The 23,283-nt window shown below is 39.3% G+C and carries 20 protein-coding genes and 1 pseudogene; 9 read left to right on the top strand and 12 right to left on the bottom strand.

Translation table 11 applies throughout. The annotated features are described in order from the left end of the window. Positions 1-1,540 precede the first annotated feature (1,540 nt). Complete coding sequence (gene tyrS, locus B9T25_RS14135) at positions 1,541-2,755, bottom strand: tyrosine--tRNA ligase (protein WP_086189048.1); 1,215 nt, start codon at positions 2,753-2,755, stop codon at positions 1,541-1,543. An 80-nt stretch (positions 2,756-2,835) separates the two neighbouring features. Here tyrS and B9T25_RS14130 point away from each other — a divergent pair, with 80 nt between their 5' ends. After that, positions 2,836-3,963, top strand: a complete 1,128-nt coding sequence (locus B9T25_RS14130) for an anhydro-N-acetylmuramic acid kinase (RefSeq protein ID WP_086189047.1) — start codon at positions 2,836-2,838, stop codon at positions 3,961-3,963. Between the two features lie 66 nt (positions 3,964-4,029). Here B9T25_RS14130 and B9T25_RS14125 read toward each other — a convergent pair whose 3' ends face one another. The 4 genes from B9T25_RS14125 to B9T25_RS14110 form a co-directional block, all read right to left on the bottom strand. Further along, positions 4,030-5,313 carry a lytic murein transglycosylase gene (locus tag B9T25_RS14125; protein WP_086189046.1) on the bottom strand — a complete coding sequence of 428 codons (1,284 nt, stop codon included), beginning with the start codon at positions 5,311-5,313 and terminating at the stop codon, positions 4,030-4,032. A 664-nt stretch (positions 5,314-5,977) separates the two neighbouring features. After that, the gene (locus tag B9T25_RS14120; protein ID WP_086189045.1) at positions 5,978-7,099 is read right to left on the bottom strand and encodes a 5-(carboxyamino)imidazole ribonucleotide synthase; all 1,122 of its coding nucleotides are present in this window, start codon (positions 7,097-7,099) and stop codon (positions 5,978-5,980) included. 15 nt (positions 7,100-7,114) lie between these two features. Continuing rightward, on the bottom strand, positions 7,115-7,639 hold the full coding sequence (gene purE, locus B9T25_RS14115; RefSeq protein ID WP_086185435.1) for a 5-(carboxyamino)imidazole ribonucleotide mutase: 525 nt from the start codon (positions 7,637-7,639) through the stop codon (positions 7,115-7,117). A gap of 352 nt (positions 7,640-7,991) precedes the next feature. Further along, positions 7,992-8,330, bottom strand: a complete 339-nt coding sequence (locus B9T25_RS14110) for a DMT family protein (RefSeq protein WP_086189044.1) — start codon at positions 8,328-8,330, stop codon at positions 7,992-7,994. Between the two features lie 254 nt (positions 8,331-8,584). Here B9T25_RS14110 and mpl point away from each other — a divergent pair, with 254 nt between their 5' ends. Then, the gene (gene mpl / locus B9T25_RS14105; RefSeq protein ID WP_086189043.1) at positions 8,585-9,949 is read left to right on the top strand and encodes a UDP-N-acetylmuramate:L-alanyl-gamma-D-glutamyl-meso-diaminopimelate ligase; all 1,365 of its coding nucleotides are present in this window, start codon (positions 8,585-8,587) and stop codon (positions 9,947-9,949) included. A 96-nt stretch (positions 9,950-10,045) separates the two neighbouring features. On the opposite strand, the gene B9T25_RS14100 is transcribed toward mpl, so the two are convergent. Next, a complete protein-coding gene (locus tag B9T25_RS14100; protein WP_086189042.1) occupies positions 10,046-10,330 on the bottom strand; it encodes a GNAT family N-acetyltransferase in 285 nt (94 codons plus the stop codon). Positions 10,331-10,595: 265 nt separating this feature from the next. On the opposite strand from B9T25_RS14100, the gene B9T25_RS14095 reads away from it, so the two are divergent. Both B9T25_RS14095 and B9T25_RS14090 read left to right on the top strand, forming a co-directional pair. Further along, the gene (locus B9T25_RS14095; protein ID WP_171262800.1) at positions 10,596-11,783 is read left to right on the top strand and encodes a sugar transporter; all 1,188 of its coding nucleotides are present in this window, start codon (positions 10,596-10,598) and stop codon (positions 11,781-11,783) included. 317 nt (positions 11,784-12,100) lie between these two features. Beyond that, positions 12,101-13,060, top strand: coding sequence for a TerC family protein (locus B9T25_RS14090; protein WP_086189040.1), 960 nt, complete (start codon positions 12,101-12,103; stop codon positions 13,058-13,060). 145 nt (positions 13,061-13,205) lie between these two features. Here the strand turns inward: B9T25_RS14090 and B9T25_RS14085 are convergent, their stop codons facing one another. Further along, positions 13,206-13,778 carry a nucleotidyltransferase family protein gene (locus tag B9T25_RS14085; protein WP_228146894.1) on the bottom strand — a complete coding sequence of 191 codons (573 nt, stop codon included), beginning with the start codon at positions 13,776-13,778 and terminating at the stop codon, positions 13,206-13,208. Positions 13,779-13,882: 104 nt separating this feature from the next. Here B9T25_RS14085 and guaD point away from each other — a divergent pair, with 104 nt between their 5' ends. From guaD to B9T25_RS14070, 3 genes are all read left to right on the top strand, one after another. After that, positions 13,883-15,220, top strand: a complete 1,338-nt coding sequence (guaD, locus tag B9T25_RS14080) for a guanine deaminase (protein ID WP_086189039.1) — start codon at positions 13,883-13,885, stop codon at positions 15,218-15,220. 199 nt (positions 15,221-15,419) lie between these two features. Further along, positions 15,420-15,947: a hypoxanthine phosphoribosyltransferase gene (gene hpt / locus B9T25_RS14075; RefSeq protein ID WP_086189038.1), complete on the top strand. Its 528-nt coding sequence runs from the start codon at positions 15,420-15,422 to the stop codon at positions 15,945-15,947. 180 nt (positions 15,948-16,127) lie between these two features. Continuing rightward, positions 16,128-16,385: a GlsB/YeaQ/YmgE family stress response membrane protein gene (locus B9T25_RS14070; RefSeq protein ID WP_086189037.1), complete on the top strand. Its 258-nt coding sequence runs from the start codon at positions 16,128-16,130 to the stop codon at positions 16,383-16,385. A gap of 87 nt (positions 16,386-16,472) precedes the next feature. Here B9T25_RS14070 and B9T25_RS14065 read toward each other — a convergent pair whose 3' ends face one another. Then, positions 16,473-17,174, bottom strand: a complete 702-nt coding sequence (locus B9T25_RS14065; protein WP_086189036.1) for a DsbC family protein — start codon at positions 17,172-17,174, stop codon at positions 16,473-16,475. An 84-nt stretch (positions 17,175-17,258) separates the two neighbouring features. After that, positions 17,259-18,214 (bottom strand): annotated as a pseudogene (gene dmeF / locus B9T25_RS14060) (CDF family Co(II)/Ni(II) efflux transporter DmeF). Positions 18,215-18,270: 56 nt separating this feature from the next. Here dmeF and B9T25_RS14055 point away from each other — a divergent pair. After that, positions 18,271-18,537, top strand: coding sequence for a metal/formaldehyde-sensitive transcriptional repressor (locus B9T25_RS14055; protein WP_086189035.1), 267 nt, complete (start codon positions 18,271-18,273; stop codon positions 18,535-18,537). Positions 18,538-18,690: 153 nt separating this feature from the next. Then, on the top strand, positions 18,691-19,839 hold the full coding sequence (locus tag B9T25_RS14050) for an MFS transporter (RefSeq protein WP_086189034.1): 1,149 nt from the start codon (positions 18,691-18,693) through the stop codon (positions 19,837-19,839). Positions 19,840-19,916: 77 nt separating this feature from the next. Here B9T25_RS14050 and B9T25_RS14795 read toward each other — a convergent pair whose 3' ends face one another. The 3 genes from B9T25_RS14795 to yidC form a co-directional block, all read right to left on the bottom strand. Next, the gene (locus B9T25_RS14795) at positions 19,917-20,039 is read right to left on the bottom strand and encodes a hypothetical protein (RefSeq protein ID WP_265733495.1); all 123 of its coding nucleotides are present in this window, start codon (positions 20,037-20,039) and stop codon (positions 19,917-19,919) included. Positions 20,040-20,071: 32 nt separating this feature from the next. Further along, a complete protein-coding gene (mnmE, locus tag B9T25_RS14045) occupies positions 20,072-21,427 on the bottom strand; it encodes a tRNA uridine-5-carboxymethylaminomethyl(34) synthesis GTPase MnmE (protein ID WP_086189051.1) in 1,356 nt (451 codons plus the stop codon). A 99-nt stretch (positions 21,428-21,526) separates the two neighbouring features. Then, positions 21,527-23,281, bottom strand: a complete 1,755-nt coding sequence (gene yidC, locus B9T25_RS14040) for a membrane protein insertase YidC (protein WP_086189033.1) — start codon at positions 23,279-23,281, stop codon at positions 21,527-21,529. Positions 23,282-23,283 lie beyond the last annotated feature (2 nt).

Genomic DNA, 23,283 nt, shown 5'->3' with positions numbered 1-23,283 from the left:
TTCAGTTTAATATTGCTTAGTGCCTTAAAGGGCACCAATCTTGGCTCATCAATTTTCTGACAAATATTTCTCAAATAAACTTCGAGTAATTTCTACCATCAATCAATGAAAATAATTTCGATCAATCAATCAGTAAAAATCCACACAAGTTGTTCTTCATAATCTCTTAATGATCTTCTTAATACTTCGTCAGTAATTAAGTCGCTCAACTCAATAAACTCAACAACTTAGCACTTCGTGCTTCGTTCGTTTCCGTCTATCTCGTCGGGATGCTGCGTATTCTATACAGTTTATTGTCTTGTGCAACCCCTAAAATCACTTATTCTTCACGCATGTCTTTTTTTTCAGCAAAAACTGCAAAAAAACTGTTTTTCTAGCTATTTTTTAGACGTTTCAAGCATAAAAAACTCTTTTTTATTAAAATTAATTTTCAACACACCTGTAATTAAAGCCTTTCCAAGCTTTAGACATCGTATAAAACGCATATAGAAGTCGCTTTTATTTGAATTAAGAAATAAGGCTGGCTCGATGTTAAATCTATTACGCTTCAACATCACACAAATATTACAGCACTGCTAAAAGCACTCCTTATTACCGCTCATCCCTAGCTGTGCTAGTAAACGATATGTTTTATATATTGACGTCACCATAACAATATGAGAGAAAACAAAAGAAATGTCACCGTAATATCTGATTGTTAAAATATCTCTGCATTTATTGCCTATTAATTTTTTTTAATTCACTGATGCACATTGCAAACAATATTGCAGTGCAACCAAAATTTTAGCTTCTATATACTTTAAATTATGTTCAATGCTGGAGCTGCACTTCAATCATTACCACTCTGAATTGGAGACCACAATGACAATCTATCTGCATCACGCTTTAAAAATAAAATTCTTTCGGGAATTGATCGCGCTCAAATTGGTGAGTTAAATGTATATTTTGCAGAGGAGAATAAAGTTAATTTCATTTATGTCTAAACAATATTATTGATGTTGGCGAAAGAGATATTTCTCTGCACAATGTGTCAGCATCTTAATCAAAATGATTTTATCTAATATTCAATTTTGTAAACTGGAATTTCACCCCATTCAATAAGCACATTGAGTAAAAGCGAATACCATTGGATTTTTTATTATTTTGAACAGAAAAGATTTGCTTAAATTAGACTTCATCAAATTTTAGATAGAAAAAAAGAAAGAGATCTCTCCCAAAATCTCTCCCTTGGAGTTAGATCATTATTAGATCCATGATGTCATTATTATAGTTATCTAGATATATCGTTAAAATAAAGCCCCTCAAGGAGACTTAAAATTGTTAATATTTTTATAAACTTACCCTCTAAACATGTTCTCTATACAACGCCTAGATGAATAAATCTTATACATAAGCATATAGAAATGCAATAAGAATGGAAAAATTTAACTCTTGTTTTTATGGGGTTTTTTTGAATTAACTTATCTATATAACTTATTAAGAGCCTGATAAATAAAAAGCAGACCGAAGCCTGCCTTTATTTCAATGGAAGGACGATGATTTAGTCAACAAATGTAACTTTAGCTATCGCCTTCTTACCCGCTTGAATAATATAAGTTTTGTTCTCAGTAATAGAAAAATTAACATCAACCACTGCCCAGTCGACTTTCACTGCGCCACGCGCAACTGCATCTTTGGCTTGTGCTGCATTTTTGGTTAAACCCGCTGCACGCACAATAGAAGCAATAAACATTTCACCACCAAATTCAGCACGAGAAATCGTGACTTCAGGTGTACCTTCAGGCAATTCACCTTCGGTAATGATGTTCCCCGCACCTTTATGCGCATTGGCAGCAGCCTCTGCACCATGAAAACGCTCAACTAACTCAAGTGCAAGAATTTTTTTCACCTCTTGAGGATTACGACCTTCGGCTAAATCCTTCAATAACACGGCAATTTCATCGAGTGATTTGAAACTTAAAAGATCGAAATAGCGTTCAATCAAACTATCTGGCATTGAAAGTACTTTTTGGTACATCGCACCTGGTGCATCAAATACACCAATATAGTTGCCCAAAGATTTAGACATCTTATTAACGCCATCTAAACCTTCAAGAATAGGCACAGTAATACAGACTTGTGCTTCTTGATCATAACGACCTTGCAGCGTACGCCCCATCAATAAGTTAAAGGTTTGGTCTGTACCACCCAGCTCTACGTCAGCTTCTAGTGCAATTGAGTCATAACCTTGAACCAAAGGGTACAAGAATTCATGAATTGCAATCGGTTGATGGTTGTTATAACGCTTGGTAAAGTCATCACGCTCAAGCATACGAGCAACCGTTTGCTGTGAAGCCAATTGAATAAGATCAGCAGCCGTTTTTGTCGCAAACCATTCAGAGTTAAAACGCACTTTGGTTTTATTTGGATCAAGAATTTTAAAGACTTGTTCTTGATAGGTTCTGGCATTTTCCAACACTTGTTCACGTGACAAAGGTGGACGCGTTGCACTTTTACCTGTTGGATCACCAATCATGGCGGTGTAATCACCAATCAGGAAAGTCACTTCATGTCCCAAATCTTGAAACACTTTGAGCTTATTAATCAATACAGTGTGACCCAAATGTAGGTCAGGTGCTGTTGGATCAAAGCCTGCTTTAATTTTTAAGGGACGATTTTCTTTAAGTTTCTTTAACAGATCCTCTTCAGAAATAATTTCATGAGTGCCTCGTTGAATGAGGGCAAGTTGTTCTTCAGCCGGCAGGAAATTTGACATCACAAAACCCAATACATCTGTTATACAATTTGTGCGATATACTAACACTTTTTCAGCACAATGCAGGCTTAACTATCATCATGACAGCGATCTATATTGGGGTAATGACTGGCACTAGCATGGATGGCGTTGACATCGTTGCTGCTTCATTTGATCCTTTGCAGCTTCATGCCACCCTGACCTTGCCATTTGATCCAGACCTACGTGATGAGCTGATGGCACTGACTTTACCAAATGACAATGAAATTGATCGCATGGGCAAAGCCGATGTTGCTTTGGCTCAAATGATTGGTCGTGGCATTAATGAGCTGATTGAAAAGAACCATTTAGATCGCAACCAAATTAAAGCCATTGGCTCACATGGACAAACCATTCGTCACCGTCCTGAACATGGTTTTACTTTGCAAATTGGCGACCCCAATATCATTACTGAAATGACGCAAATTGCAGTGATTTCAGATTTTCGACGTCGTGATATGGCGGCTGGTGGTCAAGGCGCACCTTTGGTACCTGCATTTCATCAAGCCTTATTTCAACATTCCAGTATTCACCGTGTCATTTTAAATTTAGGCGGCATTGCCAATGTCAGTCTATTACCAGCAGGCAACCCAGATGGTGTATTTGGTTTTGATACTGGTCCCGCGAACATTTTGATGGATGCTTGGTGCCATCGTTATACGGGGCAACCCTATGATGAAAATGGCAATTGGGCAGCCTACGGTCAACCCATTCGCAGCTTGCTTGACCGTTTACAAGCACACGAATATTTTTCTAAAGAACCCCCAAAAAGCACAGGTCGCGAAGATTTCAACCTTGAATGGTTGGATGAACAAATTGCCGACTGGCACAATGATCTTGAATATAACGAACTAGAAGATACTCCTGAAAATGTTCAGGCAACACTATTAAAACTAACCACACGTGCAATTAAAAAAGCCATTTACCGCTCAAAAATGGATACAGGTGAAGTCTATGTCTGTGGTGGCGGGGCTTATAACTCACATTTACTTGAACAACTGCGTTGGCGGTTACGTAAACATAATTGGTCTGTGCAAACCACATCTGCCATTGGTTTAGCTCCGACATGGGTGGAAGCGACTGCTTTTGCTTGGCTCGCGATGCGCTTTATCACTCAACAAAGTGGTAACTTACCTGCGGTCACGGGTGCAGCAGGCTATCGAATTTTAGGTAGTATTACTGCGGTATAACGACAAATTCAAAAACTAAAAAAAGTCTGCTTTATACAGACTTTTTTTAGTTCAAGAAAACACCTTCTATTTCATCATTTTTTTGGCATTTTCATTACGAAAAGCGTGCAAAACCTGTTGTCCAGCTCGACCTGTTGGGCTTAAACCCAAACGAATTTGCTCCTGACGAATCGCTTGACGACTTTTATCTCCAATTAATCCATCAACTGTGCCAATGTCATAGTCTTTATTGAGCAAAAACTGCTGAATCTCACGACGCTCTGCACGTGAAGTACCTGCATCATCGGTCGGCCAAGCTTTACTCAAACCACCTTTGCCTTGTAAGCGATCAGACAAATGCGCAATAGCCAAAGCATAACTTTCCGCAGCGTTATAACTATATATAGCATCGAAATTTTTAAAGACTAAAAATACCGGACCATTCGCGCCAGCAGGTGCCATCAGTCCAGCGGCACTACTGGTCGATAAATTGCCTTGAATTAAAGCACTCCCATCCGCACGAACCACGCCACGACTCATCCAGCTACTTAAAGATTTTTTATTGCGACGACTTTCTCCACCAATCGATATATCTTTTGGAATACTCACCTCAAAACCCCAAGGCATACCCGTCTGCCAACCACGTTTTTTTAAGAAATTTGCAGTAGAAGCTAAGGCATCAGAAGTACTCGAAACCAAATCACGACGACCATCCCCATCAAAATCAACGGCTAGCTCTTCATAGGTTGAAGGCATAAATTGAGTATGACCAAATGCACCTGCCCACGAACCTTTCATTTGCTGCTCAGTTAAATCACCACGTTGTAAAATTCGCATCGTGGTAAAAAACTCACCGCGGAAAAAACTTTGACGACGACCTTCACAACTCAAAGTTCCTAAAGCTTGTAATAAAGGATAACTGCCCGAAATATTACCAAAATTACTTTCCACACCCCAAACTGCCACCACTGTTTCAGCAGGTACGCCATAGGTGGCTGCGACGCGATTTAACACCTCGCGATGTTGTGCCAATTTTTGCCGCCCCAGCTGCACCCGTTCTTCATCCACCAAACCTGATAAATAATCCCAAATAGGCGTAGAAAATTCAGGTTGGTAGTTCAGTTTTTCAATCACAGAATAATCTGGAGCTAAATTTTGCGTATAACGATCATAGGTCAAGCCCGCCACACCCGAACTAATTGCTTGAGAACGTAAATTAGTAAGACATTGCTGAAAATTATTTTGTGGTGCAGATGCGGCATTAAAGCTGGATGGCGAAGAAGAAATACTTTGACCATTAATAATCAACTCAGCCTTGGCTTGAGTCACGGCTAAAAAAACTGAACCTAAAACGAAAGCTAAGCGACGCATAGTATCCCTAATGGTATTTGAATTTAAATTATGTTTTTACCATACCACCATCAATGCATAACTTCTGAATCAAATCGTAAATTTAAATTCATTGTTTTACTTTAAATTCATACCCACCATTTAAATTTAAAAAGTTATCCACAACACCTACTTTTTAAAAGTTTAAATTCAAAATCAGCCCAAATATGAATTCAAATTTGTGGTTTTAAATTTAAAACAGACTTTTTAAATTCAAATACATCATGGATAAGTTGATTTATTTATATGTTATGGGTTTTTACGCACATTAAACTTTAAATTCAAAGCCTAATTTTTAAATTTAAAGTTTAAATTCATAATAAAAAGATCACATTGAATTCATATTTTTAAATTCAAAATCATGACTTTTGAATTTAAATTCAGATCATTTTAAATTTATTTTTATCTTTTGAATTTAAAAATTCTGCGCTGTTCTACCACAACAAACCTTGAATACAGCATGCTGTTCATGTGTTGGTTTTTTATGCAGGATATTTATAAAATATTGTGTCAATGACATGCTGTTATTTTTATTTTGTTCCGATAAATGGTGTACTAACTCAAAAGAGGCGCAATCATGCCCGAACTTCAGGCATAAAAAAAGCGCTCATTGGCATGACCGCTTTTTTTCCATTCAATCGCAGGATTAAATGTTCATATCTTGAGTAAGTGCCAATGGCTCTGGCAAAATTTTCGCCAATTGACGACATAAAGTCGTTAATTCAGCACTGTCATTTGGCATTAACGTGATGTGACCAATCTTACGACCTTCACGTTCAGTCTTATTATACAGATGTAAATGTGCGCCATTGAGCGCCAATACATCTTCAGACTTTGGATGCTTGCCAATAATATTGATCATCACGGTCGGGCGAACCACTTCCGTTGAACCAAGGGGTAGACCCGCAACGGCGCGAATATGATTTTCAAATTGCGAGCAGATCGCGCCTTCAATAGACCAGTGACCTGAGTTATGCACCCGTGGTGCCATCTCATTAGCATATAAGCCTTTGTCAGTGACAAACAATTCCAGCGTCAACACGCCCACATAATTCAAATGATTCAGTAGGCGAGTGATGTAATCCTGCGCCACAGACTGTAAATCAGCGCTGTTGGGTGCAGGAACAATCGAATGTGACAAAATACCATTGTGATGGTGATTTTCAGCCAATGGCCAAGTTTTCACATCACCATTCTGACCACGCACCGCAATAATCGACACTTCGCGTGAGAACGTCACAAAGCTTTCTGCAATCAATGAACCCGCTGGGCCCAATTCCGCCCAAGCTTGTTCAATTTGATCTGCCGAACGAAGGACAAATTGACCTTTACCATCATAACCACCGGTGGTGGTTTTAAGCACAATCGGCAAACCCAGCTCAGCAACCGCTTGTTGCAAGCTGTCTAATGAATCCACGGCATTATAAGGTGCAACAGGAATATCTAATTCATCAAACAAGGCTTTTTCTGACAAGCGATGTTGTGCAATGGCTAAAGCTTGACGAGGTGGATGTAAATCTTTGTTCTTGATCAATACATCAACATCAGCCAAGGGTGTATTTTCAAACTCTAAGCTGAATACATCCGCACTGTTGATGAAATCCTGTAAACCATTTTCAGCTTTGCTTGAAATCACTTGACCCAATACAGCCGATGGACAATCTGTGCTTGCTTCAAAGAAAGTACATTGAATATTCAGTGGTAGCGCAGCTTGCGCCATCATACGGCCGAGTTGACCACCACCAAAAATACCGATGGTTTTATCCATAACGTGTGTCCCGTTTTAAGCTTGGCTCGGAATGTGACCTGGAATATTGTTGCTTGCCACTTTTTCAGTTTGTGCATCACGGAATTGGGCAACATTTTTTGCAATTTCAGGACGTGTCAGACCTAAAATTTGCGCTGCCATAATTGCCGCATTGGTTGCACCAGCAGGGCCAATCGCCAATGTACCGACCGCAATACCCGCAGGCATTTGTACGATAGAAAGCAATGAATCGACGCCATTTAAAATAGACGATTTAACAGGAACACCCAGTACAGGTAAATCAGTTTTCGCCGCACACATACCCGGTAAATGCGCTGCACCACCTGCACCCGCAATAATCACCTGAATACCACGTTCACGTGCTGTTTCAGCATATTCGAATAAACGGTCAGGCGTACGATGTGCAGAAACGACTTCAGCTTCAAAAGGGACACCAAGCTGTTTGAGCATATTGGCAGTGTGTTCTAAAGTTGCCCAATCAGATTGAGAACCCATGATAATTCCAACTAAAGGAGCGTCTTGTGCAGCGGCCGCATTCATTGCAAATATTCCATAAACGAATGTAAGGAAGGATAAATCTCGACGAGAGCCAAGCTTTACATGAATCAGAAGCTCGCTATTATAGACTGAAAATTCGTCTCACCAAAATTTAACAGATACTGTAGTGCGATATTTCCGCTATTTTTTAGGGAAATAATTCATTCAGGCTTTTAAAAATCACAAATTATGCAACCGTTGGATTGGGGAATATGGACATCGCCTTAAGCCAATAATGGTTTTGCCTACTTTGTTCAAAAACAAAGTAGGGGAATTGCCTCCACAATGTATATAAATTCTCAATGTAAAATGTGGCTGTGCAAAATTATAAAAATTGAGATGCATTTATTAGTATTTACTGACTTCTAAAAACAAAATATACACAACCTAAAAGACACAATCCTGCCCACACATAATCCAGCTTAAAAGGCTGTTTAAATAGAAAAATCATAAAAAGCACAAAAACCAGCAAAGTCACCACTTCCTGCGTGATTTTCATCTCACCCAATGACCAACCTTGTTGGGAGAGCAAGCGTGTGGCAGGAATCATAAAACTATATTCGAGCAGGGCAATCAGCCAGCCAAATAAAATCGCCTGCCAAAGTGGCGCACCATGTAAAAATTTCAGATGACCATACCAAGCCAAAGTCATAAAACAATTCGAGACAATTAAAAGTAACAGGGGAAATAACATGCTGAATTTATCTGGAACAATCGTGAATATTTTACGTTTTTTAAATAAAAAATCATGTCATTTAAATGCTGATTTTTCTTCCCGACAATATGCCTCGAACAACACTATAAAACACATCCTACAATCCCATGAATAGATACAAGAAAAACTATCTTTTCAGTAAAACCCTTGCTATCGTTGCTTTCAAATCAAATTAATCACGACAACAGCACAATCAAAAAGTGATGTGTCTAAAACACAGCGGAGTTAAGTGTATGCATCTGCATATTTTGGGTATCTGTGGCACATTTATGGGTTCACTGGCGCTGTTAGCGCGCGACTTAGGTCATAAAGTGACGGGTTCAGATGCAAATGTCTATCCACCGATGTCGACCCAACTTGAAAATGCAGGCATTACCTTAATGCAAGGCTATGACCGTAGCCATTTACAACCTCATCCTGATTTGGTGATTGTTGGCAATGCCATGAAGCGCGGCATTGATGCTATTGAATATATGCTCAATGAAGGTTTACCGTATATTTCAGGGCCACAATTCCTTGCCGATCATGTTCTACAAGGCAAACATATTTTAGGGGTTGCAGGAACTCACGGTAAAACTACAACCACGACCATGTTGGCTTGGGTACTGGATCAAGCCGGTTTAAATCCGGGGTTCTTGATTGGCGGTGTTCCTTTAGGTTTTAGCGAAAGCGCACGTTTAGGTGGTGGAAAATACTTCTGTGTCGAAGCCGATGAATACGATTCAGCATTCTTCGACAAGCGTTCTAAGTTTGTGCACTACCATCCTAAAACAGCCATTTTGAATAACCTTGAATTTGACCATGCCGATATTTTTGATGACTTGGCTGCTATTCAAAAACAATTCCATCATTTAGTCCGTACCATTCCAAGTGAAGGTCGCATTATTGCACCAATTACTGAAAGCAATATTGATGAAGTTTTGGAAATGGGCTGTTGGACGCCTGTGGTTCGAACCAGTTTAGAAGCAAATGCCAAAGCATCGCTTTCTGCGGAACAATTAGCTGCTGACGGTTCACATTTTAAAGTATTAGAAAATGGTGTTGTGAAAGGTATCGTTAGATGGAATATGACAGGGCAGCATAGCGTTGCCAATGCTTTAGCAACGATTGCCGCTGCTGAGCATGTCGGTGTTTCGATTGAAACCGCTTGTGAAGCATTATCAAATTTTGGCGGTGTAAAACGCCGTATGGAATTGTTGGGCACAGTGCGTGGCATTGAAGTGTATGACGACTTTGCTCATCATCCAACCGCGATTGAAACCACTTTAGACGGCGCACGTAAACGCCTTGCCGAACGTAAACTTTGGGCGATTATTGAACCACGCTCCAACACCATGCGTATGGGAAGCCATAAAGACGGTTTAGCTCATTCTGCACGTTTAGCCGATGAAGTCATTTGGTATCAACCTGAAGGTTTGGACTGGGATTTACAACCAGTGATTGATGCTGCTTCAAATAAAGCCGTGGTTGCTCGCTCACTGGACGATATTATTCAAACAGTGATCAGTGAGGCAGGCGAGGGTGATGCTGTAGTGATTATGTCGAATGGCGGTTTTGGCGGATTACATCAGAAATTAATTGCTGCGTTAAAAGCTTAAAATTCACCGTTGTACTTCTAAAAAGCCAATTCATAAATATGAATTGGCTTTTTAGTTTTTAATTATTGTCATTTTATTGTTGATGCAAAAAATATATTAAGCAGCCACATCTAACAAACTTTGATCCCGTTTAAACATCGTATCTACATAAGAACAAGTCGGTACAATTTTTAACTGCTTTTCACGTGCAAATTCAACTAAAATATCCAGTAACTTTCGCGCGGCACCTTGCCCACGCAAAGAGTCATCCACCCAAGTATGATCTGCCACAATAATATCTTCACTACGCCAGACATAACTGATTTCTGCAATGCGCTTACCTTGAGCATCGTCCAAAAAGAATTCACCCTTTTGTTTATTATCTAAATGTTGAAATTGCATCTTCATCTCTTTTAATTTTTTAATACACTGGCACTGTATCAAACCCACCCTCAAATTTCAAAAATCATGAATAGATATTTTCTAATCAAATAGTCGACCTCGAAAAGAACTCAAATCGCAAAGCTTAAATTTGCCCTTAACCTGAAAGTCTTAGAATATGACTTTATCTTTTGCTATCTGCACGAACAAAAGATTAAAGCTTAACATCACGCAACTTTGCGCTTAAAATTGGATGCTGCTCATTTAAGTTTCCTAACTTATGTCAATGTCATCTTTAGAAACAACTTCTCCCAATCCATCACGCCAATGGGTCTGTGTCATCACGCTTGCCTTCGCTGCCTTTATTTTTAATACCACCGAATTTATTCCTGTGGCATTGCTAAGTGATATTGGTCAGAGCTTTGCCATGCCTGCAACTGATGTAGGCATCATGATCACCATTTATGCATGGGTGGTTGCACCTATTTCATTGCCCATGATGTTGATGACTAAAAATATTGAACGACGCTTCTTATTAATCACATTATTTATAGTTTTTATTGCCTGTCACATACTTTCATATTTTGCATGGAGCTTTAATGCACTTTTAGTAAGCCGTATTGGTATTGCATTTTCTCATGCGCTGTTCTGGTCGATCACCGCCTCGCTGGCGGTTCGGGTTGCACCTAAGGGCAAAGAATTTCAAGCACTGGGTTTATTGGCAACAGGGACTGCATTAGCCATGGTTTTAGGTATTCCTTTCGGTCGTATGATTGGTGAAGCCTACGGTTGGCGAAATACCTTTGCTTTAATTGCCATTGGCGCAGCAATCGTCTGTCTGACCTTGGCAAAAATGCTGCCTAAACTCCCCAGTATCAATTCAGGGTCATTCAAAAGTATTGGCATCCTATTTAAACGTCCAAGTTTAATGCTGGTCTTTGCATTGACCGTCATCATGATTAGCGCACAATTTACCGCTTATAGTTATATCGAACCCTTTACCCTGAATATTGCACATTTTAGTTCATCACAAACCACCACTTTATTATTGGTTTATGGTGCAGCAGGCTTCCTAGGTTCTTATTTATTTGGCAAATTTGGTGCACGACATCCTAAAATCGCGATTCCTTTAAGTAGTCTATGTTTAGCAATTTCCATGTTGCTGTTACTGCCTCTGGCACAAGACCTCATTGGCTTAAATGTCCTCAGTTTATTTTGGGGAATGGGTATTATTGGCTTGAGCTTAGCGCTGCAAGCCAAAACGCTAAACCTTGCGTCAGATGCAACCGATGTCGCCATGGCCATTTATTCAGGTCTTTACAATGTCGGTATTGGGGGCGGTGCATTATTAGGTGGCTTGGTTACAGCACATTATGGTTTAACTCATATTGGGTTCGTGGGTGGCTTAGTTGCCGTTATCGGCACAGTTTTGGCTTTAGTTCTAGTGCAGCGTAAAGACTTTATGAAATTGTAAATGTGTAGATAAAATTTGCACAATGACAATAAATATGCGATTCTTCAGCCATATTTGGATTTGATCCAAAACTAAATTAAGTTGAACAAGGGGAGTAGCCTCCTCCAAACGTAAGCTATTTGATATTTTTAAATGACTTACGTGTCAGAATATCGTCATTACACTTTGCAAAAAGTCGGTATCTGAGCATCTGAAATTACACAATATAAGTATTCAGATGTAGGCAAGACCTTGATCATGTTGACACAGATGTTTTAAATCATCTGGCAACAGGTCAAGGTTTTTTTATGACCAGTTGTCGGGTGTGGAGGATTCACATGGAAACAATTGGCAATTTATGGCTGTATTTAGCATTCTTCGGTTTAGTTACCGTTATGCTCACCATCGACTTTTTAGGCTTTAAGCACAAACACGGCCAAGAAGTCAAAATTAAAACGGCAGCGTACTGGAGTATTGCTTGGGTTTCTGTCGCAACTTTATTTGGTGGTGGCTTATGGCTTTACCTACAACAAACAGCTGGCGTTGCCATCGCAAATACCAAAGTCATGGAATACTTTGCTGGTTATCTGTTAGAGAAATCTCTGGCGATTGATAACGTCTTTGTTTGGTTAATGATTTTTGCTGCCTTCGCTATCCCACCTGCTTTACAGCGTAAAATTCTGCTTTATGGTGTACTTGGCGCCATTGTTCTTAGAACCATCTTTATTTTTATTGGTGCATGGTTCGTACAAGAGTTCTCATGGATCCTTTATATTTTCGGTGCATTCCTGGTTTATACCGGCTTTAAGTTCTTAAAAGGGCATGAAGAAGACCCAAATATTGAAGATATGGCGATTTTAAAGTGGTTGCGTAAATACATGCGTATCACACCGCAGATGGAAGGGGATAAATTCTTTGTTCGTCAAAATGGTCTGCTCTGGGCAACACCGTTATTTCTGGTTTTAATTTTAGTTGAAGCATCAGATGTGATTTTCGCTGTGGATTCTATCCCTGCGATATTTGCAGTCACCAATGATCCCTTTATTGTCTTAACTGCAAATTTAATGGCGATTTTAGGTTTACGTGCAATGTTTTTCTTGCTGGCTGGGTCTGCATCCAAGATGCACTATTTACCCTACGGTCTAGGACTGATCTTGCTGTTTATTGGTTTCAAAATGTTGATGCTAGACGTATTCCATATGCCAATTTGGATTTCACTTGGCTTTATTGTCATCACTTTAGCCATTACCGCTTGGTTATCCATTCGCTATAACAAGAAACAAGAATCACAGTCTTAATGTTTTGCTAACTATAAAAGCCTTCCCAAGTGGAGGGCTTTTTTATTCCCAAAATAACAACCCAATAAAATATCTAATACACAGCAACGCCATCTACAGCTATTCGATGCATAAATATGTACATAAATACATTAAGGCTCAGCCATCACAGCAAACTTAACTTGTTCCATTTCTGCAAAAACTGTTTTTCTGCCATTCTTTGCATAAAAACATGATGGCTCGCCAATGCTGCATTCCATCTTAGCTTTAACTCAAATAAATCATCCAAACCAAACGGCGCAATAATCTCAAGCTCATTATTTTCCAATAAACGCACAGCCACAGCCGTCGCCGTTTCAGGCCATAAAGACAATGCATGTTGAATCGATTGTAACGGTGCAATCGATTCGCCATTTTCTGTGATATACCACTGGTGTACCCATGCCTGATTGACGACATCCCAGTCATTTTCAGGAAACTTCTGCTTTAAAATCTCAGCCAAATGCCGCTGTTCAAAACCAGATTCATCTTCTGCATCATAAAAAATCACATCAATTTCAGTCTGTGAAAGCTCGTAGTGCTGATCATGCGCGACAGACCAAATCAGATTGCGAATCACACCTGCACTACAAAATGCTTCGGGTTTCACTTCTCGTAAAAAAAGCAATCTGGCATAAATATCCCGATGCTTTAAAAGATTTTTCTTCAACATATTTTGATAGTTTTCAGCCAAGTACATCATTTCCTTCTTGAGATATCATCACAATCAACATTCAATATGCCTGAAAACAGCATAATTTCAGGTACAATCAATCGAAAAAATTACAAGTTAAAGGTTATTGTATGTCTCCCATTCAGACTCAACGCGCCGTTCGTGGTCGCTTTCTTGATATTCAACGCATTGTTTCTCAAGCAGCAGATATTCCTCAAGCCATTCGTTACCTTGAAGATGGTTTGATCATTACTACAGAAGGGAAAATCACGTGGTTTGGAACATGGCAAGATGGGCAAAGTTTACTGAATAAAGATATACCGCTTGAGCATTATCCTGAGCAACTCATTGTGCCAGGTTTTATTGATACCCATATCCATTTCCCGCAAACTGAAATGGTCGGGGCTTATGGAGAGCAACTGCTAGAATGGCTTAACACTTATACATTCCCAACAGAATTGCAATTTAAAGACAAAGCCTATGCAGACCAAATCGCAAAGTTTTTTGTCCAAGAACTACTCAAAAATGGTACCACGACTGCTTTAGTCTTTTGTAGTGTGCATGCTGAATCGGTTAATGCATTATTTGAAGCGGCTGAACAGCATCACATGCGTTTAATTGCAGGGAAGGTGATGATGGATCGTCATGCTCCTGAGGACCTATGTGATACAGCAGAAAGTGCTTATAACGACTCTAAAGCACTGATTGAAAAATGGCATGGTAAAGGTCGTAACTTGTATGCCATTACCCCACGTTTCGCACCGACCTCAACACCTGAACAACTGGCAAAAGCAGGGCAGTTAAAGGCTGAATATCCTGAAGTCTATGTACATACCCATTTAAGTGAAAACAAAAATGAAATTGCTTGGGTTAAAGAATTATTCCCTGAACAACACGGCTATTTAGATGTTTATCATCATTATGGTTTAACAGGACAGCGCTCGGTATTTGCCCATTGTATCCATTTAGAAGAAGCTGAATGGGACTGTATGCATGAGACCAACTCAGCCATTGCCTTTTGCCCAACCTCTAATTTATTTTTAGGCAGTGGTTTATTTCCTCTGAAAAAAACATGGGAAAAACAAGTTAAAGTCGGCTTAGGCACAGACATTGGTGCAGGCACTTCATTTAACCAACTGCAAACCTTAAATGAAGCTTACAAAGTGCAACAACTTCAGGGCGATAAACTCTCTGCTTTTGAATCTTTGTATCATGCGACCTTAGGTGGAGCTAAAGCCTTAGATTTAGCGGATAAACTGGGCAACTTTAATCTAGGCAAAGAAGCCGATTTTATTGTGCTAGATTTAAAAGCAACCGCCTTACAAGCACTACGCCAAGAACGTGCCAAAGGCATAGAAGATGCTTTATTTGCCCTAATGACCATGGGCGATGATCGTAATATCCATGCCACGTATATTTATGGAGAATTGGCTTATGTCAAACAATCAAATCAAGAAAAAAACCAGTAAAAAGATGATTTTTCTCATTAGAGTAACCATCGTTTGTGCTTTTTTACTGAAACGTGATAGCGCACAAAATCGGGCTTGATACATTTTCAGGTGCAAAAAAGATGCATCTCTTGAGCAGATGTATTAAAATTAAAACATCTTTTGAGGTGTTGCTGGTCAACACCTTTTTTATTTTTTGATTTGCTTTAGGTATCTACCCATGACCGTTCATATGAGCGTAATGATCTCAGCAGAAGAAATTCACGCTAAAGTCAAAGAGCTTGGTGCAAAAATTGATGCTCACTATGCCCATAGTGACAAAGAACTTGTTCTGATTGGTTTACTTCGTGGTTCAGTTATTTTCATGGCTGATTTATGCCGCGCGATTAGCAAACCTCATGAACTCGATTTTATGACGGTATCAAGTTACGGTGGCGGTACAATTTCAACCCGTGATGTCAAAATTTTAAAAGATTTAGATGGTGAAATTCGTGGTAAAGATATTTTAATTATTGAAGATATTATTGACTCAGGCAACACCCTCAGCAAAGTTCTGGAAATTTTAAGTACTCGTAGTCCGAACTCTATCGAACTGTGTACTTTAATTAGTAAACCTTCACGTCGTGAAATTGAACTTGATGTGAAGTTTTTAGGCTTTGAAGTTGAAGATAAGTTTATTGTCGGTTATGGCTTAGACTTCGACCAAAAATATCGCCATATTCCATTTATTGGTGAAATTGGTCTATAAAAGCGTAATAAATACTGAAAGTGGCCGACGGCCACTTTTTTATCAGCTGCATTTAAAAACGAACATAAAAACAACAGTTATTAGCATGATTGACCTTTTTTATTTTCGATAAATGATTAATTATGAAAATGAAAGCGAATTAAAAGTATATAAACAAATGATAAAAAAAGGAGAAGACACATGTGGTCACTCATCGTTGCTATCGTGATCGGTTTTATTGCGGGCTTAATTGCTCGAGCAATTCATCCTGGAGATGATAAAGCAGGATTTTTTATTACTGCTTTATTAGGTATTGCAGGGTCTTTATTAGCAACTTATGGGGGGCGTTTGCTCGGACTCTACGGTGAAAATTCTGCCGCTGGACTCATTACCTCAGTCCTTGGAGCCATTATCATCTTATTCCTTTATAACTTGATTTCGAAAAAATTAAAGGCTTAAAGACGGTTTAAAATGCCAACTCATCAAATAAAAAAGTACCTTTCATCAAGGTACTTTTTTATGCTTTAGTTAAGCAAGCAATACATCCTACAAACCTAACTCTTGCCACATTTTTTCTATTTCTTGCGCAGGGTAGGCACCCATCACTTTAAAACCATTAGAGAAAATAATCGCCGGTGTGCCATTTAAAGCCAATGATTTACCTAAACTTAAATTACGCTCAATCGGATTGGCACAGGTTTTTTTCGAACTCGGTTGAATGCCTTTAGCCATCAAATTTGACCATGCTAAAGCAGGATCTTTTTCACAGAAAATCTGTTTTGAAACAGCAATAGATTGCGTTTTAATAGAATAAATAAATGTATAAATCGTGACATCATTCAACTTGCTTAACTCAGTCTCAAGCTGTTTACAATATGGACAATTTGGATCAGAAAATACCGCAATCTGGCGTTTACCATTACCTCGCACTGTTTTGACTGCATCTTGCAAAGGTAATTTTTTCCAATCAATACTGTTTTGCTTGAGCACTAAATCTTTGGTCAAATTTTTCTGATCACTTAAACGAAACATTGAACCAATTAAAATATGCTGTGTATCTTCACCAACATACACCACTTGCCCATCCATCGAACCACTATAAATACCTTTCATATCGGTGATTTGAATATTTTCAATCTTCAAGTTTGGGTGTTGTTTAGTGAGGTTGCTCTTGACCGTATCAACATTGGCCAGACTTAAGGTTGAAATAAAGCTGACTAAAGCCAATGCCAATGTTTTTTTAATCATGTTTTTTACTCAAAGGTTCAAATTATTCAACGCGATTCTACTCAAAATCCAAGCAGAATTTTAGTGAATTTTAACCGTCATTACTTAAACCAAACATATTTCATGATTCAAGGTTTCACGTGGAACATGTCCATTTTTTACAGAGCATTTATTTCTACCGAGATATGCACGATTTCATCATGAATAGATAAAGCCTCACGAACTTGGTCTGCATTTAAATCGGAATCAGTGACTAAAGATAAAATACAGGCAAATTTTCCTTTTCCAACTTTCCACACATGCAAATCGGTAATCTCAGCCTTAGGAAACTCAGCAATCACTTCACGAATCTCCTCGACCACAGGATGGTTCATTTCTGCATCAAGTAAGGTTTTACCCGTCTCTTTTATCAGACCCATTGCCCATTTTGCGATAAGAATTGATCCCACAATGCCTAATACTGCATCGAGAAAACTCCAATCTAAATACTTCGCCGCGCACAAAGCAATGATGGCAAAAATTGAAGTGACCGCATCAGCTACTACATGCATAAAGGCTGCTTTTTGATTTAAGTCATGATGTATATGAGTATGCTCATTTTCATGATGGTGATCATCATACAGTAGCCAAGCGCAGATCAGATTAATCACCAAGCCCAAAATTGCAATTGGAATGGCTTGGTTATAGTGAATATCGACAGGATTAAATAGTCGTTCTATAGACTGAAAGGCCATAAATAATGCCACCACCATCAATAAAATAGCACTGCTATAACCTGCTAAAATTTCAATTTTCCATGTACCAAAACTAAAACGGCTATCCTGTGCATAATGACGTGCAGAGCGATACGCAAAATAAGCCAAGCCCAATGCCAACATATGCGAACTCATATGCCAACCATCAGCAAGTAAAGCCATCGAATTGTAAATCCAACCACCAATCACTTCTAATAACATCATGACTGCCGTTAGAATAGTTGCGAATAGAATACGTTTTTGTGCGAGTGGATTACCTTCATCAAACTGATGAGTGTGTGTTCGTGTTAATGGGGCTTTTTGCATAATCTTAGTGCTAAAATATACTACCCCATAGTATATTTGTTTTTTGGAGTATTGTATTGGCTCATTTACATCAAGATCAGAAAATTCAAAATCGTGTTAAACGCTTAAAAGGACAAATTAATGCGGTAGAGCAAGCTTTAAATAGCCCTGAAAGCTCGTGCATTGCTGTGTTACAGCAAGTCGCTGCAATTAAAGGAGCTGTGAATGGTTTAATGAATGAATTAATTGAATCACATTTGCGCCATCACGTGATTACTGAACATACAGAAGTTAATGAACATGAACTGGCTGAATTTTTAAAATTATTAAAGCGTTATGGTTAAATAATTTACATCTTATAAATTGACGCGGTCGTTGAAGAAGAACTAATCTATAACTCTTCTTATTTTTCTCTCCAAATATTCGCTATTTTTTAGATTTAGTGAATATTTCTGTGACTATACATGACTACTCAACAATCATGGCGACCATTTTTAATGGTCAGCTTGGCACTTTGTATTGGAACTATTGGAACTGCACTCGCCAGCCCTTTGTATCCGATTTATCAAGAACTCTGGCATCTGCTACCCAGCCATATTACCTATATCTTTGTTGCCTATATGTTTGGTTGTCTGGCAACCTTGCTCTTCCTAGGTCGTATCAGCAACAGTTTAGGATTTCTACGTACCTTACAAATCGGGATCATTTTTGTCATTTTAGGCTTAGCCATTTCCTCAATTGCACCTAATGCAGCTTGGTTGGCTTTCGGGCGTTTTATTATTGGTATTGCCTCAGGGCTCATTAGCACTTCTGCAATGCTAGGTCTCATTACCACTATTCCAGACCGTCATAAACAAAATGCACCCCAGTTAAGTTCGATCATTACGGTTATTGGTTTTGGATTGGGTCCGTTTACTGGTGGATTAATTGCACAATTTTCGACTTCCCCCTTAACAACACCTTATTTACCCATTATTGCAGCTGCAATTTTATGCTTTTTCGGTTTATTTTGGCTAAAAGTACCACAGTTTAAAGCTCAGCCTTTTTCAATTGCACCGCATTTAGAAACTCCAGAAGCCCAACATAAAGCCTTATTTTTTATTGCAGGTTTCACCGCATTCTGTGCTTTTGGCGCATTTAGTTTATTTGCATCCCTATCACCTTCTTTTGTTAAAGATTTAATTCCTTGGCATGGACCTTTAATTAGTGGCACTGCAATTTCTAGTATTTTACTGGTTTCTGCTTTAGTACAGTTTTTTGCTAAAGATCTTCCTGCTGCTAAAAGCTTAACTTTAGGGCTGATGTCCTTGGTGCTCAGTTTTATTTTACTCAGCTTATGTATGAGTATGCAGTGGAGCATTTTATTCTTTATCAGCGATATTTTGGTGGGTGTAGGACATGGCTTAGGCTTATTAGGTGCATTTGGTTTAATTCACCAAATGACTAGCGCAGATAACCGTGCAGCGGTGATGTCGACTTATTTATTTATTGCTTATTTAGGCACGATTGTGCCCATTATTACCGTGGGTTATTTAGCAGATCATTTTGGTTTAACCATCGGTGTTTTAGGCTTTTGTATAGGCGTTGGTTTACTCTGCCTAGCTTTACTTGTTTGGCATAAGAAAATTTCATCATTTAAAAAATAGCCTTCAAATGAAGGTTATTTTTTAAATCGATTTTAGAAAAGTTTGGACTGTAAAGAATTTACAAAATCGGTGGCTATTCATTCATCAATGTTATGACGTAAATGCTGTTTTACTTTTTTTACCGCACATCTTTTACCTAGAAATTGTCGTGCAACATCATCTATCTGCTGTTTATCAACTTTTAAAAATAAAAAGGGCATCGAATATGCCCTTTAATTGATTCTTTTATGCATTACTTTCCAATACAGAATGATCCAAAAATTTTGCCTAATAAATCATCGGCACTAAATTCACCAGTGATTTCTGCCAAGGCATTTTGTGCCAGACGCAAAGACTCAGCCACCAACTCACCCGCTTGATACACTACCAACTGCTCATGCGCTTCAGTCAAATACACCTGCGTACGCTTCATTGCGTCTAAATGACGTGTACGGGCAATAAAGGTATCTTCTTCTGGTTGGAAGCCTGCATGCGCTGTAATCGCATCTATTAGCGATTGAACGCCAGTTTCTTGCTTAGCTGACACAGTAATATGACGGAAGCCCTGATAATCACTAATATCTGCCGTAGCATGGGTTAAATCACACTTATTAGCAATTAACATTAAACGTTTTGGTTCAAGATGCTCGGCAAAATAATTCTGTGCCAATAGCAAAGGGTCTTCGCCTTGGCTTAAGTCATACACCAACAATAACAAGTCGGCTTGTTCAATCTCTTTAATCGCGCGGCGAATGCCTTCTTTTTCCACAATATCACCCGTTTCACGTAAACCGGCAGTATCAGTGAGGGTAATGGGCAAACCATTTAAGCTAATTTTTTCATGTAATACATCGCGTGTTGTACCTGCAATAGCCGTGACAATGGCACGCTCATTCCCTGCTAGGGTATTCAACAACGACGATTTTCCCGCATTGGGTTTCCCTGCAATCACTACCTGTAAACCTTCACGCAGCAACTGACCTTGACGTGCCGAGGCTTGTACTGCCGCAACTGAGCTTTGCACATCTTGTAATAGCGCTAGAATTTTACCATCAGCCAAAAAATCAATTTCTTCTTCTGGAAAGTCAATCGCAGCCTCGACATGTAAACGCAAATGAATCAGTTTTTCTAACACGGTGTTTACACGCGTTGAAAATGCACCTTGTAAAGAACGCACCGCAGAACGAGCCGCAGCTTGTGAAGTTGCATCAATTAAGTCAGCAATGGCTTCGGCTTGAACCAAATCGAGTTTGCCATTTTCAAAAGCACGCATCGAAAATTCACCCGCTTTAGCTGCAATCGCCCCCAACTCAAGCAACCGTGCCAGCAAAGCATTTTGAATAACAGGACCACCATGCCCTTGCAACTCAACCACATCTTCACCCGTAAATGAATGTGGATTTGGAAAGCAAATGGCTAAGCCTTCATCCATCACCTCGCCAGCAGCATCATAAAACTGACGAAAACCAGCAAAGCGTGCCTTCGGTAGGTTTTTTTGTGTCAAAGCTTCGGCAATGGCATAGGATTTAGGACCTGACAGACGAATGACACCAACCCCTCCACGCCCAGGTGGAGTTGCAATTGCAGCAATCGTTGTTCGGTTTTGCATAAAATTCACCTCAAAAAATCCTAAATCACAGCCAAATAAAAATCCGCCTAAGATTACCATCTTAAGCGGATTTATTCAGCTATTCGCAATCAGTCGTAATTAAACAACTTCGCGTTTGGCACGGTCTTTTTCAACAGCTTTGTTGATCAAACTTTGTTGCAAGATGGTGATACTGTTATTGACAATCCAGTACAACACCAAGCCCGCAGGGAAGAACAACATAAATACAGTGAAGATAATTGGCATGATTTTGAAGACTTTCGCCTGCATTGGATCAGCCGGTTGTGGATTTAAAGACTGCTGAATAAACATGGTTGCACCCATCAATAACGGCAGGATAAACCACGGATCCATTGCAGACAAATCTTGAATCCAGCCTAACCAAGGTGCGTGACGAAGTTCTACAGACTCCATCAATACCCAGTACAAGGCTAAGAAAATTGGCATTTGTAATAGCAATGGCAAGCAACCTGATAATGGGTTAACTTGTTCACGCTTATACAGTGCCATCATTTCTTGAGAGAAACGCATACGGTCTTCACCAAACTCTTCTTTCATGCGTTGCATTTCAGGTGCAATCACACGCATTTTCGCCATAGAGCGGTAGCTCTTAGACGACAATGGCCAAAGAATCAGTTTCACCAATACAGTCAATAAGATAATTGACCAGCCCCAGTTCCCCACAATGTTATGGAAGAATTGAAGACCAAGGAACAATAATTTCGCAATTGGCCATAACCAACCATAATCAACAGTTTGGTTTAAACCAACAGCAAGATCTTTTAACTCAGATTGAACTTTAGGACCTGAATAGAACGTCGCATCCAATTCAGCCGCAGTACCAGCAGGCACATTAATCATCGGTGAAGTAAAACCGATAATATTCATGTTGTCTGTTGATTGACGCGATTCTAATTTCGCACTATAAGGCTGACCATCAGCTTGAGTCAGTTTAAGATCACCTGGAATCCAAGCACTCACAAAATAGTGTTGAACCATTGCAACCCAGCCACCTTTTGCTTCTACATTCAATTTTTCTTCATTGAAGTTGGCAAATTTAAGCTTGTTGTAATGTTCTTCAGGCGAACCCCAAGCACCTCCAAGGAATGTTCCTAGGGTGAAAATACCTTGGTCTGATTTACCTGGATCATCCGAATTATCACGTTTGATTTGACCAAACATCTGACCTTGCCAATTGCCTGCACTACGGTTGACAATTTTGTGGTTCACAATAATCGGGTATTCACCTTGTTTAAAGGTAAATGTTTTGATGATTTCCACACCATCAGCCGTTTTATAAACCATTGGCACAGATAAAACTTTAACAACTTTACCATCTTCAGTTTTTTCTGCTTTGGCATCCGCTAAGTTATAAGATGCTTTTTCAATCTCATAAACAGGGCGGCCATTACGGTTACTGTCTGGCCCATTTAAACCAATCAAACCAGACTGAGCAACGTAAGTACGTTTTGCATCGCTTTCCAGCATGACAAACGGTTGATCACTGTCTTTATTTTTATCATGGTTCAATAATTCAATACGAACAATGTCACCACCTTTAGGATTAATCCAAAGATGATAAAGGTCAGTTTGTACTGAAATAAGCTGTTGACTTACAGGTGCCGTAGCATCTGTTGTTGTTTGCTGAGTTGCAATATTTGCTTGAGGCATGTCAGACGCTGCAGTAGCTGTTTGACCATTTGGTAAATCTGCAGATACTTCATGCGAAACGACCGCAGCTTCTTGCTGAGGTTTGGTTTCTGCATGACCATAATCTTTTTGCCATGCCAAAATAAGCAAATATGCGACGACAAACATGGCCCCTAGAATTGCAAACCTGGCCCATTGTTGCATAT

Source organism: Acinetobacter sp. ANC 4470 (assembly GCF_002135335.1).
In the GTDB taxonomy this organism is placed as follows: Bacteria; Pseudomonadota; Gammaproteobacteria; order Pseudomonadales; family Moraxellaceae; genus Acinetobacter.
This window is presented reverse-complemented; position numbering and strand designations above follow the sequence as displayed.

Coding starts and splice junctions, on each gene's coding strand:
- tyrS (WP_086189048.1), bottom strand. CDS start 2,755: ATGTCAAATTTCCTGCCGGCTGAAGAACAACTTGCCCTCATTCAACGA.
- B9T25_RS14130 (WP_086189047.1), top strand. CDS start 2,836: ATGACAGCGATCTATATTGGGGTAATGACTGGCACTAGCATGGATGGC.
- B9T25_RS14125 (WP_086189046.1), bottom strand. CDS start 5,313: ATGCGTCGCTTAGCTTTCGTTTTAGGTTCAGTTTTTTTAGCCGTGACT.
- B9T25_RS14120 (WP_086189045.1), bottom strand. CDS start 7,099: ATGGATAAAACCATCGGTATTTTTGGTGGTGGTCAACTCGGCCGTATG.
- purE (WP_086185435.1), bottom strand. CDS start 7,639: ATGAATGCGGCCGCTGCACAAGACGCTCCTTTAGTTGGAATTATCATG.
- B9T25_RS14110 (WP_086189044.1), bottom strand. CDS start 8,330: ATGTTATTTCCCCTGTTACTTTTAATTGTCTCGAATTGTTTTATGACT.
- mpl (WP_086189043.1), top strand. CDS start 8,585: ATGCATCTGCATATTTTGGGTATCTGTGGCACATTTATGGGTTCACTG.
- B9T25_RS14100 (WP_086189042.1), bottom strand. CDS start 10,330: ATGCAATTTCAACATTTAGATAATAAACAAAAGGGTGAATTCTTTTTG.
- B9T25_RS14095 (WP_171262800.1), top strand. CDS start 10,596: ATGTCATCTTTAGAAACAACTTCTCCCAATCCATCACGCCAATGGGTC.
- B9T25_RS14090 (WP_086189040.1), top strand. CDS start 12,101: ATGGAAACAATTGGCAATTTATGGCTGTATTTAGCATTCTTCGGTTTA.
- B9T25_RS14085 (WP_228146894.1), bottom strand. CDS start 13,778: ATGTACTTGGCTGAAAACTATCAAAATATGTTGAAGAAAAATCTTTTA.
- guaD (WP_086189039.1), top strand. CDS start 13,883: ATGTCTCCCATTCAGACTCAACGCGCCGTTCGTGGTCGCTTTCTTGAT.
- hpt (WP_086189038.1), top strand. CDS start 15,420: ATGACCGTTCATATGAGCGTAATGATCTCAGCAGAAGAAATTCACGCT.
- B9T25_RS14070 (WP_086189037.1), top strand. CDS start 16,128: ATGTGGTCACTCATCGTTGCTATCGTGATCGGTTTTATTGCGGGCTTA.
- B9T25_RS14065 (WP_086189036.1), bottom strand. CDS start 17,174: ATGATTAAAAAAACATTGGCATTGGCTTTAGTCAGCTTTATTTCAACC.
- B9T25_RS14050 (WP_086189034.1), top strand. CDS start 18,691: ATGGTCAGCTTGGCACTTTGTATTGGAACTATTGGAACTGCACTCGCC.
- B9T25_RS14795 (WP_265733495.1), bottom strand. CDS start 20,039: ATGCCCTTTTTATTTTTAAAAGTTGATAAACAGCAGATAGATGATGTT.
- mnmE (WP_086189051.1), bottom strand. CDS start 21,427: ATGCAAAACCGAACAACGATTGCTGCAATTGCAACTCCACCTGGGCGT.
- yidC (WP_086189033.1), bottom strand. CDS start 23,281: ATGCAACAATGGGCCAGGTTTGCAATTCTAGGGGCCATGTTTGTCGTC.